Annotated in this window: 18 protein-coding genes; 2 read left to right on the plus strand and 16 right to left on the minus strand. The window is 65.9% G+C overall.

Annotated features, from left to right (window positions below; translation table 11 throughout):
• Positions 1–78: 78 nt before the first annotated feature.
• From B9C43_RS21165 to B9C43_RS21230, 14 genes are all read right to left on the minus strand, one after another.
• Positions 79–570, minus strand: coding sequence for an anthrone oxygenase family protein (locus tag B9C43_RS21165; protein WP_084428621.1), 492 nt, complete (start codon positions 568–570; stop codon positions 79–81).
• A 45-nt stretch (positions 571–615) separates the two neighbouring features.
• Complete coding sequence (locus tag B9C43_RS21170) at positions 616–1,179, minus strand: anthrone oxygenase family protein (protein ID WP_051895008.1); 564 nt, start codon at positions 1,177–1,179, stop codon at positions 616–618.
• Between the two features lie 105 nt (positions 1,180–1,284).
• Positions 1,285–1,938: a hemerythrin domain-containing protein gene (locus B9C43_RS21175; protein ID WP_084428622.1), complete on the minus strand. Its 654-nt coding sequence runs from the start codon at positions 1,936–1,938 to the stop codon at positions 1,285–1,287.
• Positions 1,935–2,753 carry an NmrA family NAD(P)-binding protein gene (locus B9C43_RS21180; protein WP_084428623.1) on the minus strand — a complete coding sequence of 273 codons (819 nt, stop codon included), beginning with the start codon at positions 2,751–2,753 and terminating at the stop codon, positions 1,935–1,937. Before B9C43_RS21180 ends, B9C43_RS21175 begins: the two co-directional genes overlap by 4 nt.
• A 61-nt stretch (positions 2,754–2,814) precedes the next feature.
• Positions 2,815–3,510 carry a beta/alpha barrel domain-containing protein gene (locus B9C43_RS21185; RefSeq protein WP_084428624.1) on the minus strand — a complete coding sequence of 232 codons (696 nt, stop codon included), beginning with the start codon at positions 3,508–3,510 and terminating at the stop codon, positions 2,815–2,817.
• Positions 3,507–4,229: a phosphoribosylanthranilate isomerase gene (locus B9C43_RS21190; RefSeq protein ID WP_084428625.1), complete on the minus strand. Its 723-nt coding sequence runs from the start codon at positions 4,227–4,229 to the stop codon at positions 3,507–3,509. Before B9C43_RS21190 ends, B9C43_RS21185 begins: the two co-directional genes overlap by 4 nt.
• Entirely contained in the window at positions 4,226–5,368 is a 1,143-nt protein-coding gene (locus B9C43_RS21195; protein ID WP_084428626.1) for an acyl-CoA dehydrogenase family protein, read from the minus strand. Before B9C43_RS21195 ends, B9C43_RS21190 begins: the two co-directional genes overlap by 4 nt.
• A gap of 52 nt (positions 5,369–5,420) precedes the next feature.
• Positions 5,421–5,795, minus strand: coding sequence for an ectoine synthase (locus B9C43_RS21200; protein WP_033381306.1), 375 nt, complete (start codon positions 5,793–5,795; stop codon positions 5,421–5,423).
• Positions 5,796–5,797: 2 nt separating this feature from the next.
• Positions 5,798–6,616, minus strand: coding sequence for a tryptophan synthase subunit alpha (gene trpA / locus B9C43_RS21205; RefSeq protein ID WP_033381307.1), 819 nt, complete (start codon positions 6,614–6,616; stop codon positions 5,798–5,800).
• Positions 6,609–7,661 carry an anthranilate phosphoribosyltransferase gene (locus B9C43_RS21210; protein ID WP_033381308.1) on the minus strand — a complete coding sequence of 351 codons (1,053 nt, stop codon included), beginning with the start codon at positions 7,659–7,661 and terminating at the stop codon, positions 6,609–6,611. Before B9C43_RS21210 ends, trpA begins: the two co-directional genes overlap by 8 nt.
• 6 nt (positions 7,662–7,667) lie before the next feature.
• Positions 7,668–7,928: an acyl carrier protein gene (locus B9C43_RS21215; protein WP_033381309.1), complete on the minus strand. Its 261-nt coding sequence runs from the start codon at positions 7,926–7,928 to the stop codon at positions 7,668–7,670.
• Positions 7,925–9,415 (minus strand): AMP-binding protein, encoded by a 1,491-nt coding sequence (locus tag B9C43_RS21220; protein WP_084428627.1) that lies wholly within the window; start codon positions 9,413–9,415, stop codon positions 7,925–7,927. Before B9C43_RS21220 ends, B9C43_RS21215 begins: the two co-directional genes overlap by 4 nt.
• The gene (locus tag B9C43_RS21225; RefSeq protein ID WP_143446489.1) at positions 9,415–10,245 is read right to left on the minus strand and encodes a MaoC/PaaZ C-terminal domain-containing protein; all 831 of its coding nucleotides are present in this window, start codon (positions 10,243–10,245) and stop codon (positions 9,415–9,417) included. The genes B9C43_RS21220 and B9C43_RS21225 overlap by 1 nt, the downstream gene beginning before the upstream one ends.
• Positions 10,242–11,468, minus strand: a complete 1,227-nt coding sequence (locus B9C43_RS21230; protein ID WP_033381314.1) for a beta-ketoacyl-[acyl-carrier-protein] synthase family protein — start codon at positions 11,466–11,468, stop codon at positions 10,242–10,244. The genes B9C43_RS21225 and B9C43_RS21230 overlap by 4 nt, the downstream gene beginning before the upstream one ends.
• 183 nt (positions 11,469–11,651) lie before the next feature.
• Between B9C43_RS21230 and B9C43_RS21235 the strand changes: the two genes are divergently transcribed.
• The gene (locus B9C43_RS21235; RefSeq protein ID WP_084428629.1) at positions 11,652–12,107 is read left to right on the plus strand and encodes a hypothetical protein; all 456 of its coding nucleotides are present in this window, start codon (positions 11,652–11,654) and stop codon (positions 12,105–12,107) included.
• 168 nt (positions 12,108–12,275) lie between these two features.
• The gene (locus B9C43_RS56770; RefSeq protein ID WP_160096620.1) at positions 12,276–15,572 is read left to right on the plus strand and encodes an ATP-binding protein; all 3,297 of its coding nucleotides are present in this window, start codon (positions 12,276–12,278) and stop codon (positions 15,570–15,572) included.
• A gap of 56 nt (positions 15,573–15,628) precedes the next feature.
• Here the strand turns inward: B9C43_RS56770 and B9C43_RS21245 are convergent, their stop codons facing one another.
• Together B9C43_RS21245 and B9C43_RS21250 are read right to left on the minus strand one after the other, a co-directional pair.
• Entirely contained in the window at positions 15,629–15,838 is a 210-nt protein-coding gene (locus B9C43_RS21245) for an acyl-CoA carboxylase subunit epsilon (protein ID WP_084428630.1), read from the minus strand.
• Complete coding sequence (locus B9C43_RS21250; RefSeq protein WP_084429122.1) at positions 15,835–17,373, minus strand: acyl-CoA carboxylase subunit beta; 1,539 nt, start codon at positions 17,371–17,373, stop codon at positions 15,835–15,837. Before B9C43_RS21250 ends, B9C43_RS21245 begins: the two co-directional genes overlap by 4 nt.
• Positions 17,374–17,407: the final 34 nt, after the last annotated feature.

Genomic DNA, 17,407 nt, shown 5'->3' on the forward strand with positions numbered 1-17,407 from the left:
CGAGCCACCCGCAAGAACCCCGCAAGACAACAAAACGGCCCGGGAGGAAATCCCTCCCAGGCCGTGTGCGAGGTACCGCTATGCCGAGAAGTTCGCGATCAACGCCCAGATCGCGGCGCCGAAGCCCAGTGTGGCGAACCACGCCCGGACTCCGTTCAGCCTTACCCAACGGTCTTCGAACTCTTTGCGGACACCGGCGACGTCGGCGATCTTGTCCGGTGGGCCGTACCGGTCGAGCCGGACATTCATCGGCACGTTCCCGCGCACCGTGATGCCGAAACAGATCAGGTAGAGCACCAGGCTCGCCAGCACCGGCAGGAACACCGAGAACGGCTGCCCGATGAACAGGATCACCGTGAGGATGCCGAACAGCGCCGACCCGATGAACGTCATGAAGAACCGGGGATTTTGCACATCCCGGTTGATTTTCTGCATCACGTCGACGAACGTGCGGTCATCCGTACCGCGCAGACTGACCATCACCGAAATGGAGTAGGTGTAGAAAAAGCCGGACACCAGTCCAAGCAGGAGCGTTGTCACGATCAGTGACGCGGCCCTGACCACTTCCATTGTTGTTCCTCCCTGCCCCGCGTGATCCCAGTCGAACGGACAGTATCAGGAAATGCCCGTTTTGAGAGCCTTGTTCGCGCGTCCATGTAGTGCGATCGCGGGCACCAACGCCAACAACGACAACATGCACGCGATCGTGCGTGCCGCGTTAAGAGCGTTCCAGGTGCCTTCGTTGAACGCGGCGCGCGCGGCAGCGAAGTCGGCGATGACGGCGGGATCACCCGCGGCAGCCAGTTTGTCGTTGAGAGGAATGTTTCCGCCGAACGTCAGCGCGAGTGCGACCACATAGAGCAGCATGGCGGCGAAGATCCAGCGTGCGGCGGCGCGGTAGCCCGCCCGCTGGTGCACGATCGCGGCGGCACCGGTGAAGATGAACGCGCCGAAGAAGGCGAACGCGAACGCGCCGGTCTGCACGCCCTCGTTGATCTTCTGCATGGCCACGACGAACGACCGGTCGTCGACCTTGGCCAGCGACGGCATGACCAGGATCGCGAAGGCGAAGAAGAAGCCGGCCATCAGTCCAACTGTGAGGGTGGCCAGGTACAACAGCGGAGCGGCGGCCTTGCTGCGTGGCCCGGCCTGCTGGCCGGCGCCTTGGTGAGCGAGCATCGGACTCGTCCTTCTCTCTGGTGTGGACTCATTGGTAGCAGGCAAGCCGGGCGGAACCGTCCAGTCTTCCCTCGATCGGGGTGAACAGTTCACCGGAACAGCCGATCAACGCCTGCCGAGATCGACGACCGGTGCGATCATGCGCTCGTAGCGCCAAGTCAGCACAGTGTTGCCGATCAGACGCACCGGTGGCGGGATGGACACCGCGGCGGCCACCGCGGCGGTTCGCTTGTCCACGCCGTCGAACAGCCAGGGGAACAGGAAAGCCCGCATGCCGGGACCCGCGCTGCGCATCACCTGATTCTCGATGTCCAGATACTGCTGGCGCGTCAGGTCGTCGACGAACACCGGGAAGACGATCGGTTCTTCCACCTTGAGGTGCTCGAGCAGGATGTTCTCGAACTTCTCGGCCGCCGCCGGGGCCGCGGACACATCGCCGTGCAAGGCTTTGGAGACCTCCAGCATCGACTGGTCGAGCTCGGTGTGGTCGTGCGCGAGCCCTTTTTCCTTCTCCGCGAAGTCCGCCACCCGCTTGCGCAGCGCGGGGAAGAGCACATCATCCTCTGTCCGGTGGTGCCACTCGATCACCTCACGCAACTGGTCGAACCACGAAGCCACCGGGGCTGCGTTGGCACGCGTCACATGAGGCGCTGCCTTCGCGATCCTGCGTGCGTCTCTGCGCATCGCCACGTGCATCAAAGCGAAGCCATGGATGTGCACCGGCAGGCCGCCGACGCCGTTCTCTGTTGACATAGTCATCCCGACCAGATCCCCGTTTCCGCGGTTTTCCGCGCGTAGTCACCGAAATCCCTTGGCTCGCGACCGAGCGCCCGCTGGACGCCGTCGCTGAGGTACGAGTTGCGTCCATCAAGGACTTTCCGGAACATCTCCACATAGGCCAGTGGCAGGCCGTGTTGCCTGAGCATCTGCGCGTACTCGACGAACGTCATCGGCACGTAACTGACCTCCTTGCCCGTCGCCGCACCGATCTCCGCGGCCGCGTCGCCGAAAGTCAGCAGCCGCGGGCCGGATAACTCGTACGTCTGCCCCAGGTGGTGGTCCGTGGTCAACGCGGCGACCGCGACATCCGCGATGTCCTCGGCGTCGATGAACGGCTCGGCGACGTCACTGGCGGGCAGCTCGATCACGCCGTGCCTGACCGGCTCGAGCATGAAGCTCTCGCTGAAGTTCTGGTTGAACCACGCGGCCTGCAGGATCGTCCACTCGGCGCCGCTTTCCCGCACCGCTTGTTCGCTGCCGCCGGCGTGCACTTCGTCGCCGCGGCCGGACAACAACACCAGCCGCTGCACGCCCGCATCGACTGCGGCGGCGCAGAAATCGGCGATCGTCTCGGCCGCGCCGGGAAAGGCGATCTCCGGCGAGTAGACCACGTACACCTTGTCGACCCCGTCGAGCACAGGCCCCCAGGTGCCCCGGTCGTCCCAGTCGAATGGCGGCTGCGCGGCGGTCCGGGATCCGATCCGCACTTGGACACCGAGCGCTTCCAGCCTTGCTGTCACCCGGGTGCCCGTCTTGCCGGTCCCGCCAAGCACCAAGGTCGTCTTGTCGCTCATAACACTCCTAGGCCCGGGAGACAGGTGTCGTCCCGGGCCGCTAGTCAGTAATCCACAAGAATCACGGCGCGCGTAGAGTTCGTAGGGTGTCGAGTTCGGCCAGCCAGCCGGTCAGACTGGTGGTACGCAACAGGCCCGTCCCGATCAGCAGTCCGCGGTAGCCCTCGGCGAGCAACCGGTCGGCGTCCTGGGGCTTGGTGATCCCGCTCGCGCTGACCGGGCAGCGGGTCCCGCTCGCCGCCAGCGCTGGCAGCAACCGGACACTGCGATCGAGATCCCCTAGGCCACGCTCCCGATTCTTGATGTCCTTGTTGTTGACGGCAACAACGCAGTGCTCCGCACTTGGCAACACCTCGATCTCCGCCTCGTCGGTCACTTCGACGAAAGGAGTCAGTCCCAGCTCGAGGCTGCCGTTGATCAGCGTCGGCATGCTTGAGCGCGGCAACAGGCCCGCTGTCAACAAGACCGCTGACGCGCCAAGGTCACGGGCCTTCAGCAGTTGGTCCCGCCGCGTGATGAAGTCCTTCTGCAGCACCGGGCGGTCGGTGAGCGACGCGACCTCGCTGAGCATCGAGTCCGTGCCGCCGAACCACCGCCCGGTGACCACGGAGATGCACGGCGCGCCCGCGGCCTCGTATTCGGCCACGATCTCAGCGATCGACCTGTCGCCGAACAGGTCTTCGCCATTCGGGTCGCGTCGTTTCAACTCCATGATCACCGGGCGGTCCGCCCCGGTGAGCGCATCGACGAAGGTCATGCGACCTCCACATACCTGGCGGTACGCCAACCGCGGCTGATGTCGGTGATGTTCTTGCGCTCGAACCGGCCGGAGTGGTTGCGAGCACCCGTGTCCACGTCGATCCCCTGGAACTGCGGGTGCCGCACGACGGTCTCGTAGTCCCCGCTGTTGTGCGCCGAGATCCCGCCTGCCAGCAGGAAAGGCTTCGAGAAGCTCGGCACCAGGTCCGCGACGTCTCCTGCCTGCAGACGCTGCCCGGTGCTGCCGATCTGGCCGTCGGAGGTCACCACGTCGAGCAGGAACACGTCCACGCCCGCGTTCTCGTACGCCTTGATCAACGGGCGTTCCAGGCACTTGCCGTTCTTCAGGTGCAGCACCTTCACGATGGTCAGGTCGGCGGCCACGGACTGGCGCAGCGCCCGGATCATCGCGGGCATCTGGTAGGCGTGCAGCTGGATCCAGGAGATCCCGGTCCGGTCGATGATCTGCCGCAGAACCTCCACATCGGACAAGAATGTGACGAGTGTCGGTTCGAGGCGACCAGTGGCCCTGGCCGCCTCGGCTAACGTGGTGACTTGTTCGACGGACACTTCGGCCGGTCCGTCGGCCACCCCGTGCCACAGTCCGACCAGGTCGGCGCCCGCGCCGGCGAGCAGCTCGACGTCCGCCTTCGTGGTCGCGCCACACACTTTCAGCAGTTTGCGATCGGCCTTGTTGCGCTTGAATCCGATTTTCATGACAGCCCCAGCATGGATGCGATCCGGTTGTACTGGATTTCGTTGGTCCCCGAGTAGATCGTGCCCGCGACGGCGTTGCGCACTTCCTTCTCAAGGCCGTATTCGGCCATGTAGCCGTTGCCGCCGAAGATCTGCACGGCCGCCAGGCTCGTGTCCAGATTGGCCTGACTGGTCAGCAGTTTCGCGATGGCCATGTCGGTGGTCACGTTGTCACCGCGGACCAGCTTTTCCGCGGTGTCGTACAACCACTTGCGCGAGGTCTCCAGCTTGATCTTCATGTCGACGATCTTGTTGGCGACGGCCTGGTAGCTCGCGATCGGCTTGCCGAACTGCAGGCGCTCTTTGGCGTACTCGACGACTTTGCCGAGCCGGTGCTGCATCTCGCCGACGTTGACGATGAACGAGTACAGGATCTCGCGCTTCATCACGTGATCCAGTACCAGGAACCCGCCACCGACCCGGCCGCAGACCTGGGACGCCGGGATCCGGCAGTCGTCGAAGTACAGTTCGGACAGTGGCGATGTGCGCAGGCCCATCTTCTTGATGGGGTTGCCGACCTCGAAGCCCGGTGTGTCCTTCTCGATCAGGAACGCCGTGATACCAAGCGGTCCGCCATCCGGATGGGTCTTGGCGTACACCATGAACAGGTCCGCGATCGGACCGTTGCTGACGAACGTCTTGCTGCCGTTGAGGATGAAGGTATCCCCATCCCGGTCGGCCTTGGTGCGCATCTGCAACGCGGCCGATCCGCCTGCCGGTTCGGTGATCGCGTGCGCGCCGATGGCGTCACCCGCGATGATCTGGGGCAGGTACTTGTCCTTGAGCGCGGGCGAACCGAAGCGCTCAACGGGGACTCCGACACTGCAGATGGTCGTGGTGATCGAGAAGTTCAGCCCGCCGTCGCGGCACCCCTCACCGAGTCCCTCCAGCACGTACATCGTGGTGAGCAGATCCTGGCCGAGCCCGCCCCACCGTTCGTCGAACGGCAGGCTGAGAATCCCCGACTCGGCGACCAGTTTCCACTTCTGCCACGAGAACACGCTGCCCTCGTCGTTCTCGACGTGATCGGCCGAGAAGGCCTCATGCCACGCGGACAGGCCTTCCCGCAGCTCGATCTGGTCTTCGTTCCAGTCGATCATCACTCGCCCCTAAGCAACCCTCTTGGGCGCATGGCCCAAGAGGGTGTTCGGCTCAGTACTCGGAGAACTCGTCGGTGTCGAGGTTGTGCGCCTCGTCGCCCCGCAGGGCCGGGGTGAACATGCACACCAGGCGCAGGTCTTCGTGCGGGCTGGCGACCAGCCAGTGCGGGTCGTGCTTGTCCAGCGCGTACATCACGCCGGGGGTGATCGGGAAGGAGTTGCCCTCGGTGTCGATCACTTCGCCGGATCCCTCGATGCAGTAGCACGCTTCGAGGTGGTTGCGGTACTCCAGGTGCGACTTGGTGCCCGCCCGGACGAGGGTGTCGGTCAGCGTGTAGCCCATGCCGTCGGCCTCGAGCAGGAAGCGCCGGGACAGCCCGTTGCCCCATTCGACGGTCTTCACTTCGTCGATGCTGCGAATGATCATGGTCAACTCCTTAGTGTGCCGAGAGTGTGAGCGGGGTGGACCGACCGGACGAAGTCCTCGAACTGCTTGACGACGTCCCGGTTGTACGCGAGGGCTTCTTCGACCCGCGCCACTCCCGCGGAGCCGACGATCACCGCGTCCGCCCCGAGGGCGTGCACTGTTGTGACGTCTGCCCGCGTCTTGACTCCGAACCCGACGGCGATCGGCACGTGCGTGTCCAAACGCAACTCGGCGATCGTGCCTGCCAGGTCGGCGAACCCGTCGGCCGGCGCGGTTCCGCTGCGGCCGTACTGGGCGACCAGGTACAGGTAGGCCGAGGCGTGTTCGGCGGCCTCGGCCATCACCTGCTGGGTGGAGACCTTGTGGTAGCACGTGGTGACGACCGGGAGGCCCGCGTCCTTGGTGGCCTGGTAGTACCCGGGTCGCACGCGCGGTGGGACGGCGTGCAGCAGCAGGCCGTCCGCGCCTGCTTCGGCGATGTCCCCGACGACCTCGGCCATCGGCCTGCTCTTGATCGAGTAGCTCCAGTCGGCGAGCAACGCGATCCGCAGCCGGTGCAGCTTCGGCCGGACATTCGAGATGAAGGTGAGTACTTCGTCCAGGCCGACGCCGAGCGCGAGCGCTCGTTCGTGCGAACGCCGGATGACCGGGCCGTCGGTGACCGAGCCGGGGAAGGGCACGGCCAGCTCAAGACAGTCCACTCCGGCGTCGTCGAGCATGAACACGAGGTCCGCCAGTATGTCCAGCGACGGGTCGCCCGCGTTGAGGAACAACGCCAGTCCCGGCTCGCCGTCGGCGATCTGGTCGAAGAACTCAGCCATTGGATACCGCCTTGCGTACGAGGGTGAGCTTGCGCTCCTGCGGCGACCGCATCTTGTCCACAAGGGAACGTGCGGCACCGCTGGTGACTGCTTGCCGCGCGGCGTCGAAGGCGTCCGACCAGTCCTCGATCTGGCCGGTCGCGACGGCCAGCGCCGCGGCGTTGAGGCTGATCGTCTCGGTCACGACCGGACCGGCCTCGCCGGAGATCACCGCGAGGAAGTGGTCGGCGACCAGGTCGAGATCGCGCGCCGGGGCCAAGTCCTCGAAAGTGCCCTTGTCGGAGGTGAACCGGCCGGCCCACAGCCGGATCATGCTGGTGTCGTCGTTGGTGTAGATCACGTTGTCGGCGAAGCCGAGCAGCTCGTCGGCGCCGGAGTCGTTCATGCACAGCCAGATCTTGCGGTTCTTGATGCCCGCGGCGAGCCTGCGCAACTCCGGCTGTGGTGCGTGCACGGACACTCCGGTGACCTGTGCGGCGACCGGCAGGGCCGCGAGGAACGGGCCAAGCGCGTTGACGAACCGGCCGAACGGCTTGAGCCCCAACGGCATGATCACCCTTGCCATCCGCAGCAGCTCGGACGGGTAGACGAACGGTCCCGCGAAAGCGATCCCGTACTTGTCCAAAGTGTCCTCGGTGTGCCGGTACGAGCGGGTCAGGCCGACACCGATGCGCTCGAGCAGATCGATCGACCCGACACTGCTCGTGTACGCCCGTGACCCGGTCTTGACGACCTTGACACCCAGCGACGCGGCCACGAAGGCCGACGCCGTCGAGATGTTGAAAGTCCTTGGCCCGCCGCCGGTCCCGACGATGTTCACGGTACCCGGCCAGCTGGTGGTGACCGGCTCACGCCGTTCGTTCAACGATGCCAACAGGTTGCGCAGCGAGTCGTGGTCGGGCAGCCGGGTGGCCAGCGAGGCCAGCAGGGCGACGGCTTCCCCTCGGTCGAGGTCGCCTGCGCCCAGCTGGTCCCATAACGACCGCCAGGTCTCCCGCTCGATGTTCGGGCGGTGATCCAGCAGGGAGATGATCGCGGGGTGCACGGCGTCTCAGCTCCCTGCCACCTGGCTGCGTGCGTCCTCGATGAACTCGTCGATCGCCTGCACGCTGCGGAAGTTGTTCGGGTCGAGGTCGGTGTCGTGCACCGACAACGCGAAGTGGTCCTCCACCCACGCGATCAGCTTCAGCAGGCCGAGGCTGTCGATCACGCCGTCGGCCAGCAGGTCGTAGTCGACCGCCAGGTCCTCGGGGGCCACGTCGGGCAGGAACTCGTCGATGACGAACTTCTTGATGGCGTCTACGTTGCTCATGACGTCCTTCCTTTACTGGTCTTCTCAACTGGCTTGGCGAAGGCGTTCCGGTCGACCTTGCCGGTCGAGGTCTTCGGCAGCGGCTCGTCGACGATGTGCATGGCCGACGGAATGGCCGCCTGGGGAAGACGTCGTGCGCAGTGCTGGCGCAACGTGAGGCTGTTCAGCTTGCTGTCGGCGGCCCGGTGCACCGCGCACACCAATCTCCGGCCCGCGATCGGGTCCGGCACGGCGACGACCGCCGCCTCCAGCACCGCGGGGTGTTCGAGCAGGACGTGTTCGACCTCGGCGGTGTTGATCGCGACCCCGCGGACCTTGACCTGGAAGTCGCTGCGCCCGATCAGGAAGACCCGGCCGTCTTCCTCGCGTCGCACCAGGTCGCCGGAGCGGAACCACGGCCGGTCGTCGGCGGCGGCCGGGTGCGGCACGAACTTGTCCGTGTGCCTTGTCCGGTCGAGATATCCGGCTGCTTGGAATGGCGTCGAGACGTAGAGCTCGCCCGTTCCGGGTCCATCAAGGACAGTGCCTTCGCCGGTCAGGATGAGCGTGTGCACGCCAGGCAACGGTTTTCCGATGGACACCGGCGGCCGCACGGCTGTGTCACCGTTACCGAGGTGGTGGATGAAGCTGTCGTTGGTCTCGGTGCACCCGTAGATGTTGTGCAGCGAGGCTTTCGGGAAAAGCCGGGGCAGCTCGGCGAGAGTACGGTCCGGGATCGCGTCACCGGTGAACATCACGCGGTCCACGCTCTCCAGCCGGTCCACCGCGGGCTGCACGATGTCCAGCAGCAGGCCGAAGAACATCGGCACGGCTTGGATGATGTTGACTTCGTGGCGCACCAGCATGTCCAGCAGGTGCCTGCCGTTGGCGGCGTAGTCCGGGTCGACGAGCACGACCTGGCCGCCGAGCGCGAGCGTTGTCCAGATGTCCAGCAGGCACAGGTCGAAGTTCAGCGGCGCGTAGTTCAGCACGGTCCGCCCTGGCCGGATGTCGAACTCCGCGCCCGCCCACTCGATGAACCGGTCAATCCCCTGCCGCGGCAGCGGAACGATCTTCGGCAAGCCGGTGGATCCCGATGTGGTCAGCATGAACTGGACGTCGTGCACATCGGTTGCTTCGGCTGCCGTCGTGTCGGCCTCGGGATCTGGCGAGAATTCCGGCTCGCCTTCTGGCGCGAAAACAGCCTGGCAGCCGGCCTGCGCGAACAGGCTCGTCAACGCCGAGTTGGCCAGTGCGGGCGACGGCAGCAGGAACCGGCGGCCGCTCAGGATGGCACCGAGCACGAGCGCCACGGCCTGCGGGGACTTCTTGACCAGCAGTCCGATCGGCTCGCCCGGCTCGAGGTTCGACCACTCGAGCCGGGCCCTTGCCTTGTCAGCGAGTTCGTAGAGGTCGCCGTACGTGGTGACCTCGCCGTGCCAGACCAGCGCGGGTGCGCCTGGTCTGCGGCTGACCTGGGAGAGGAACCTCTCCTTGAACGTGGTCATCAGTCCCCCAGCTCAACCCAGCCGCTCTTGAGAGCGGGACCGGTCGGCGTCTTGCATGCGAACCGCACGAAGGCTGTGCCGATGCTCGACTCTGCGTCGTCTTTCTGCAGCACGATTTCCAGCGGTGTGTCCGGCAGGACGGCTGACGAGAAACGGGCTCCGACGCTCCGTACCCGGCTGGCGTCGCCGGCGCCGTACCGGTCGATGACTTCCTCGGTCACGACCGCCAGCACGCTCATACCGTGGGCGATCACGCCGTTTTCGAAGCCCGCGTCTTTGGCGGCGTTGTCGTCCAGGTGAATCGGGTTGAGATCACCGGAGGCGTAGGCGTACTTCGTCACGGTGTCGCGTGCGATCGACTGCGCCACAACGGTCGGCTCGGCCGTGCTGCCCTTGCCGGGATGCGGCGGCAGCTGGCCGAAGGTGTCCGGGGTGACCGCGCCCACGAGCATCGCACCGGTGATGAGCTCGGCGAACTGCTCGCCGTCCTCGCCGAGCAGCGCGACCTTCATCGCGACCTGGACGCCCTTGAGGCTCTTGCGGGTGCCGACGACGTCCAGCGCGACCGTGACCGGCTCGTCCGCCCTGATCGGCCGCTGGACGTGGATCTCCTGGGAGAGGTGGACCCGGCCGAGCTGCGAGCCGTCCGCGGTGGTCGCGCCGATCAGCCCGACGGACTCGTCGATCACCGGCGAGGCCAGCACGAACGCGTGCAGCGGGGAAGCCTTCCCGTCGCTGGGCGTCAGTCCACTTCGGACAACCTCGCGGTAGGTCGCGATCTCGTCAGCGGTCACCTTGCGGACTGTTCTCGTGGACAGGGTTGGGGTCATACCGGCGTCACCACCAGACAGGCGTTGTGGCCCCCGAAACCGAACGAGTTCGACAACGCGGGCCCGGCCGTCACCTTGCGTGGCTTGCCGTGCACGACGTCGATCTGCATTCCCGGTTCGAGGTGCTCATGGTTTGCGGTTGGCGGCACCACGGACTCGCGCATGGCCATCACCGTGGCGATCAGCTCGACCGAGCCAGCGGCTCCGATCAGGTGCCCGATGACGCCCTTCGACGAGGTCACCGGCGGACCGTCCGGCCCGAAAACCTTGTGCAGGGCGACCGCTTCGGCACGGTCGTTGTGCGGCGTGGACGTTCCGTGCGCGTTGACGTGCACGATGTCCCTCGGCTCGAGGCCGGCGCTCTTGATGGCGCTGGTCATCGCGGTGACCGCACCGGCGCCGTCCGCCGCGGGCATCGAAAGGTGAAAAGCGTCGCTTGTGGCCGCGTAACCAGCGATTTCGGCGTACAGCCGCGCGCCCCGCGCCCGAGCGTCATCGGCCCGTTCCAGCACGACGAAACCGGCGCCCTCCCCCATCACGAACCCGTCGCGGTCCTTGTCGAACGGCCTCGACGCGATCTTCGGGGTGTCGTTTCGGCTGGTCGTGACGGCGTTGAGGTTGCCGAAGGCGGCCAGCGTCACCTCGGTCATGATCGATTCACAACCCCCGGCGATGACGACGTCGGCCTGCCCGGTCTGCAGAAGCAGTCGGGCGTAACCGATCGAGTCGGCGCCACTGGCGCATGTGGACGCGATGGTCAGCGCGGGGCCGTGCCAGCCGAGCTTCATGGACAGTGCGGCTGCTGCGGCGTTCGGCATGTTTATCAGCGGCATCAAGGGGTTCACCTTGGCCGGTCCGCCGGTGTGGTAGTTGTGGGTCTCGTCGTCGCTGGTTCTCCTGCCACCGACGGCGTTTCCGATCACGATGGCCGCCCGGTCCGGGTCGGGCCTCGGTGATCCCGCGTCGGCGTAGGCCTGTAGCGCCGCCGTGACGCCGTATCGTGCGAATGGATCAAGACGCCGTGCCTCTTTGGCACCAAGAACATCGAGTCCTTCGAACCCGGCGACCCGGCAGCCGATCCGCACCTTGTGACGATCCAGTCGCAGGCCGGTCAGCTCAGCGGCCGTCGACCGGCCCGCCCGCAACACCGCCCAGAACTCGTCGAGCCGGCATCCCGCCGGCGTGACCACGCCCATCCCGGTGATCACCACGCTGGCCGTCATCTCGGCTCCCTCCTGAAACATACGGCCAAGTTGTACGTGGCCTGCCGCAACCGGCGCGCAACAAGCGCCGAGCGGGGCCGCATGGAAGATCAAGTTGCTTATCGGCCAGGAAAGCCGTTGGATCGGGGCACATCCGAAAGGCCACTGGGTTACCTGCACAGTTACCTACACAGAGGTGATGACATGTTCCGGAGATCGGCAATCCTCGCCGCGGCACTGGCTCTTGTCGCCACGCCCGCTGCGTCGGCCGACGAAGGACAACTCGAGGTCCAGCTCGAACCCGGCTTCTTCATGACCATTCGAGACGGCATCCTCTACGGCAGCGATTACGTGTCGTACAACGAGTTCTCGATCAAGGTCAAGGCGCTCGAAGCCACGAACGAAGTGAAGTTGTTCGTTTCGCTGCCTTACGAAGTACATGTCGACGGGCACGAGGGAGACGGGTGGACCTGCTGGGACGTCGAGGGCGGGATTGACTGCACCAACACCAAGCCCGCTCTGGCCGGCGCGGAACTGCCGTCACTGCTGGTCCGGATCAACCCGGACTGCGAGAACACCCTTCGCGACTCGTTCGACGTGTACTCGGAGGGCACACACCGCTACGGGATTCCTTTCATCTGTTATCCGACAGGCACGTGAAACCGCACGCCGGGTGCCCGCGAAGCCAGGCACCCGGCGTGACTACATCACGTGGCCGGCCATGAAAAGCTCATGGTGTAGGGGTAGACGGCCACATGGGTGTCGGCAATCCTTTGGACAAGCGTCTGTTGGGGCGCTTGTTGTCCAAGCCGACTGGGGTGGTCGGAAATGCTCATCAGGCTGACAGGCCTCATCACCATTGAGCGTGATGACGCCCCGCCTCGGCATTTGTCCAGCGCACAGGCGCAAGTCGCGTTCGCGCGGCTGACGCTTGAGCGCTCGGGCGGGACGAGCAGGGACCAGCTGGCGGACACGGTGTGGCCGGAGGGGTTGCCCGACACGTGGGCGTCCGCACTGCGCAGTGTGGTCAGTCGCGTACGGGGATTCGTTGTGGGCGGCGACATCGGAGCCAGCCCGCCGATCATCGCGCAAGGCGGCCGATACCTGCTCAAACTGCCGGTGGATGCCCGCATCGACTTGGAAGAAGCCGAAACCGAAGCCACACAGGCGACCGAAGCGTTTGGCAAAGGCGAGTACGACGATGCGGAACGCCTTGCCGCCGCTGCGGTGAACACGCTGGAACGGCCCTTTCTGCCCGACCATGAAGGTGAATGGGTCACCAGTGTTCGTGAGCGGACCGCGGAACTCCTCGTCTCCGCGTTGGAAACGGCAAGCCTTGCGGCGTCGGCAAGACACGACGACCGCAACGCACTGAGGTTCGCCGACGAGGCCGTAAGACGCGCTCCGCTCAGGGAAAGCGCACATCGGTGCCGGATGACCGCGCACGTCGCCGCAGGCAATCGGGCCGAAGCGCTGAAGTCCTACCACGAGCTGCGCAGGATGCTGGCCGAAGAACTCGGCATCGACCCGGCACCGGAAACCCAAGCGGCGTACGCGGAACTGCTCGGCAGTCCGGTCGTCACGTCGACGAGGACTCGCACGCCACGGCCTGCGAGCTCCGCTCCTTTCGTCGGCCGACGACAGGAACTCGCGCGGTTGTCGGCGATCTGGGCGCAAGTCGAGGACGGCGCCTGCCACATGGCTCTCGTCAGCGGCGAACCGGGAATCGGCAAGACCAGGCTGGTCACCGAACTCGCCAAGCGCATCAGCGTCGCCGGCGGCATCGTGATGTACGGCCGATGTGACGAGAAGTCCACTGTGCCCTGCCATGCTTTCGTCGAGGCTGCCAACGGATTCATCGCAGCCACACCGGAGGACTCGTTGCCGTCGCTGAGCCGGGGCACCATCCGTACTCTGGCGGACCCGGTATCGGCCAAACGTGCCGATCTGTTGATGGCCTTGACGGACTTGTTCGTCAAGGCCGCGGCCGAGGAGCCGGTGTTCGTCGTCCTCGACGACCTGGATATGGCCGACGACGACACGTTCACCCTGCTACGGCGGCTTTCCCGGTGCCGGACTGGAACGTCGTTACTCATCGCCGCGACCGCGTGCGCACCTGGACGCCGTCCAACCGCGGCAGATCACTATGCGTCAGCGGTCCACGACGTCGACCGGGACGACTGGCTGCGCCGGATCGCACTTCCGGGCCTTGACGAATCCGATGTGGCCGCGCTGATCCGCCGGATCACACCGGACACCAAGGACATGCCCGAACCGGTGCGCCTGGTGGCTGACACCGCCGGGAACACATTTCTCATCCTGGAACTCCTGCGGTGGCACAGCGACCCGGACAGCACCAAACCGGCGATGCCCTCCGGTGTCATCGAGTACGCGAGCGCCCGGCTCGCCGCGACCGACCACGGCACAAGGCAATTGCTGCGCACCGCGGCCGCCGCTGGCGTGAGCTTCGAACTCGACCTGGTCGCCGAAGCCGCGGAGCTCAACGAGTCCGGCGCCTTCGAAGCGCTGGACACCGCGGTCAGCGACGGACTCCTCGCGGAAATCCAGGCGACACATGAGTACCGGTTCGTCCACGACATCGTGCGCCGCGCGATCTACGAGCAGGCCAGTGCGGCACGACGCCGCTGGCTGCACACCCGGCTCGCGGACGCCATCGAACACCGCCGAGCGGGTGAACTCCGCCGCTACAGCCGCACGATGGCACATCACCGCGCTGCAGGCGCTGTCCCGCATGGAGATCAGCGTGCCGTGCGGTGGGGCTGGCGTGCGGCCGCATGGGCGAGCCAGGACGAGGCCGTTCACTTGCACCGTCAGGCACTGCGGCACGTGCCGTCCGCGGACCACGAACTGCGGGCCGAAGCACTGACCAACCTCGGCCTCGCGCAACTCGCGGCTGGACACGAGGAATGCGAGCAGACCCTGTTGGACGGCGCGATCCAGGCGTTGCACAACGGACGGCTGAACATGGCCGCACAAGCCGCACTTGGCCTCGCGGACGTCGTCCAGGACCGGCCGAGGATGCGCAGTGAAGCCACCGCGTTGATCGAAATGCTCGTGGGGACAGCACCTCCCCGAGCTGTCAGCGCGATCGACGACGTCACGGTCGGCCGGTTGCTGGCGCGCCTGGCCAGGCTGGAACGTCCGATCACCATAGCGGCGAAACCGGCGCTCACCGCGATGTCCCGTGAGCTGCAATTGCTCGAAGGGCCGGCACACGTGCGACGCAGGATGCAGCTGGCCGGGGAGATGCTGGCCGTCGCAGAGGCCGTTGAGGACACGTACGAGGCCGTGATCGCAGCACACCATCGTGCGATGGCCGCTGAACTGTCCGGCGACGGCGACGCTGCGCTGGCAGATCTCATGGCGGCGATCGACAAGGCGGGCAACCCGCTCGGTCAGGCGTTGTCGCTGGACAGGTCGGTCGCGATCGCCGTGACACAAGGTCAATTCGCGCAGGCCACGGCGATGACCCAACGCCTGCACCGGGTTCCGGACGACACCGACCACCGGATCCATCCCGTCCCCGGAACACTGGCTGCGCGTCAAATGCTGGTCGTCAGCTGGTTGCGCGGGAGCACGGACGACAGGTGGTTCTCCAGTACCCGCGAAGCCGCCGAACACTCGCTGATCGCGTTGATCGGCGGTGATCGTGGCCTTCCTCACTTGACAGTGCGTGCGCTCGCCACGGGCGTCGAGGCGATAGCGTCGGGCGACGAGTGGCCGCATATCGTTGGCCTGCTTGCTCTTGGCGGTTATGAGCTGGGTGATCCGACCACAGCGGAGGCGCTGCGCAAGCTGCTGGAACCACACGCGGGGCTCAACTGCGGCGTCGGGTACCGTACTTTCGCCGGATCGGCGTCATTCCATCTTGGCCGGTTGGCGGTTATCGTTGGTGACTGGGACGACGCGGAGCAGCATCTCACCGCGGCTCTCACCGGGTTGGGCGAACGCCAAGCCCGGCCGTGGACGGCCCTGGCACAACTGGCGCTGGCGCGAGCGATGGAGGCACGAGGACGCGCAGGAGACCGAAGGCGAGCGGAAAACCTGCGTGCTGAGGCGAACTGGACCCTCGCCAGCCTCGACCTGCATCCGCGGTCAGCGTAACCAACGGCCCCCTCGTGAGTGGTTCGGTCACACAACTACCTCACGAGGGGGCTGTTCTATGCGACACGTCTCGCGCGCAGCGGCGTCCACGCGCCGGGCGGCCGGTACGTGGGACGACCAGGGCCGGTGGCCCACAGTGACTCGCGGTCAGCACTCGATGCCTGCCGAGCCGCCTTCGCCTTGATCGCACTGACTACCGCGATCAAGGCGGCGAGTTCCTCGTCGTCCGGCTGGCCCTTGAGGACGACGATGTCGGCCGGGGTCATACCGGCGGGTTCCCGTGCTTGGCGTAGGTGAACGAACCGCGCTTGTTGCGCAGCGTCTCCAACGCGCCGACCAGGATGTGGCGGGTCTCCGCCGGGTCGATCACGTCGTCGACCAGGCCGTTCTCCGCGGCGTAGTAGGGGTGCATGAGCATTTCCTTGTACTCGTTCATCTTCTGCGCGCGGGTGGCCTCCGGATCGTCGGAAGCCGCGATCTCGCGCCGGAAGATGACGTTCGCCGCGCCGTCCGCGCCCATCACCGCGATCTCGTTGGTGGGCCACGCGAACGACAGGTCAGACCCGATGGACCGCGAGTCCATCACGATGTACGCACCGCCGTAGGCCTTGCGCAGGATCACCTGGATCCTCGGCACAGTCGCGTTGCAGTACGCGTACAGCAGCTTCGCACCGTGCCGGATGATCCCGTTGTGCTCCTGGTCGGTTCCTGGCAGGAAGCCCGGAACGTCCACAAGGGTCACGATCGGAATGTTGAAGGCATCGCACGTCTGGACGAACCTCGCGGCCTTTTCGGACGATTTGATGTCCAGCACGCCGGCGAAGTGCCTTGGCTGGTTGGCCACGATGCCCACGGTGGTGCCGTGCAACCGGGCCAGCGCGGTGACGACGTTGGGTGCCCAACGGTCGTGCAGCTCGAGGAACTCGCCGTCGTCGACGATCTCCTCGATCACGTCGTGCATGTCGTACGACTGTCCCGGTTCAGCGGGAACGATGTCCAGCAACGGCTCGTTCGTCCGGTCCGCCGGGTCGCTGCACTGCACGGCCGGTGGCTGGGACTGGTTGTTCGACGGCAACATCGAGACCAGGTAACGCACGTCGTGCAGGCAGGTGGCTTCGTCGTCGTAGACAAAGGTCGCGACGCCGTTGTTGGCGTGCACGTCCGCGCCGCCGAGCTCGTTGTGCGTCACCTTCTCCGCGGTTACCGCCTGTACAACGTCCGGTCCCGTGATGAACATCTGCGAGAGGTCACGGACCATGAACACGAAGTCGGTGAGAGCTGGAGAATAGGCCGCACCACCCGCACACGGGCCGAGCATGACACTGATCTGGGGGATGACACCCGAAGCTCGTACATTTCGCCGGAAAATCCCTCCGTACCCGGCGAGCGCGGTGACACCCTCCTGGATGCGCGCGCCCGCGCCGTCATTGAGGCTGATCAAGGGCGCGCCGCATGCTTCGGCCATGTCCATGATCTTGTGGATCTTCTGCGCGTGTGCCTCGCCGAGCGAGCCGCCGAAGATCCGGAAGTCGTGGGCGTAGACGAAGACCTTGCGGCCGTCGATCGTGCCCCAGCCAGTCACCACGCCGTCGCCAGGCGGCTTACGCCGTTGCATGCCGAAACCACTGGCGCGGTGCCGTCGCAGTCCCTCGACTTCCACAAAGGACCCTTTGTCCAGCAACAGGTCCAACCGCTCGTACACGGTCAGCTTGCCGCGCTTGCGTTGTGCCTCGGTGGCCCGGCCGTCACCCGCCCGGGTCTCCTCGCGCAGCAGCTGCAGCTCCTTCACCCGCGTGTGCATGTCCACGACTGCTCACTCCCTTTTCGCGGGCGGC

Origin of the sequence: Kibdelosporangium aridum, from assembly GCF_900176515.1 — a bacterium.
Lineage (GTDB): Bacteria > Actinomycetota > Actinomycetes > Mycobacteriales > Pseudonocardiaceae > Kibdelosporangium > Kibdelosporangium aridum.

Excerpts from the sequence above, each read along its gene's own strand:
- B9C43_RS21165 (WP_084428621.1), bottom strand. The coding sequence starts at position 570 with ATGGAAGTGGTCAGGGCCGCGTCACTGATCGTGACAACGCTCCTGCTT.
- B9C43_RS21170 (WP_051895008.1), bottom strand. The coding sequence starts at position 1,179 with ATGCTCGCTCACCAAGGCGCCGGCCAGCAGGCCGGGCCACGCAGCAAG.
- B9C43_RS21175 (WP_084428622.1), bottom strand. The coding sequence starts at position 1,938 with ATGACTATGTCAACAGAGAACGGCGTCGGCGGCCTGCCGGTGCACATC.
- B9C43_RS21180 (WP_084428623.1), bottom strand. The coding sequence starts at position 2,753 with ATGAGCGACAAGACGACCTTGGTGCTTGGCGGGACCGGCAAGACGGGC.
- B9C43_RS21185 (WP_084428624.1), bottom strand. The coding sequence starts at position 3,510 with ATGACCTTCGTCGATGCGCTCACCGGGGCGGACCGCCCGGTGATCATG.
- B9C43_RS21190 (WP_084428625.1), bottom strand. The coding sequence starts at position 4,229 with ATGAAAATCGGATTCAAGCGCAACAAGGCCGATCGCAAACTGCTGAAA.
- B9C43_RS21195 (WP_084428626.1), bottom strand. The coding sequence starts at position 5,368 with ATGATCGACTGGAACGAAGACCAGATCGAGCTGCGGGAAGGCCTGTCC.
- B9C43_RS21200 (WP_033381306.1), bottom strand. The coding sequence starts at position 5,795 with ATGATCATTCGCAGCATCGACGAAGTGAAGACCGTCGAATGGGGCAAC.
- trpA (WP_033381307.1), bottom strand. The coding sequence starts at position 6,616 with ATGGCTGAGTTCTTCGACCAGATCGCCGACGGCGAGCCGGGACTGGCG.
- B9C43_RS21215 (WP_033381309.1), bottom strand. The coding sequence starts at position 7,928 with ATGAGCAACGTAGACGCCATCAAGAAGTTCGTCATCGACGAGTTCCTG.
- B9C43_RS21220 (WP_084428627.1), bottom strand. The coding sequence starts at position 9,415 with ATGACCACGTTCAAGGAGAGGTTCCTCTCCCAGGTCAGCCGCAGACCA.
- B9C43_RS21225 (WP_143446489.1), bottom strand. The coding sequence starts at position 10,245 with ATGACCCCAACCCTGTCCACGAGAACAGTCCGCAAGGTGACCGCTGAC.
- B9C43_RS21230 (WP_033381314.1), bottom strand. The coding sequence starts at position 11,468 with ATGACGGCCAGCGTGGTGATCACCGGGATGGGCGTGGTCACGCCGGCG.
- B9C43_RS21235 (WP_084428629.1), top strand. The coding sequence starts at position 11,652 with ATGTTCCGGAGATCGGCAATCCTCGCCGCGGCACTGGCTCTTGTCGCC.
- B9C43_RS56770 (WP_160096620.1), top strand. The coding sequence starts at position 12,276 with ATGCTCATCAGGCTGACAGGCCTCATCACCATTGAGCGTGATGACGCC.
- B9C43_RS21245 (WP_084428630.1), bottom strand. The coding sequence starts at position 15,838 with ATGACCCCGGCCGACATCGTCGTCCTCAAGGGCCAGCCGGACGACGAG.
- B9C43_RS21250 (WP_084429122.1), bottom strand. The coding sequence starts at position 17,373 with ATGCACACGCGGGTGAAGGAGCTGCAGCTGCTGCGCGAGGAGACCCGG.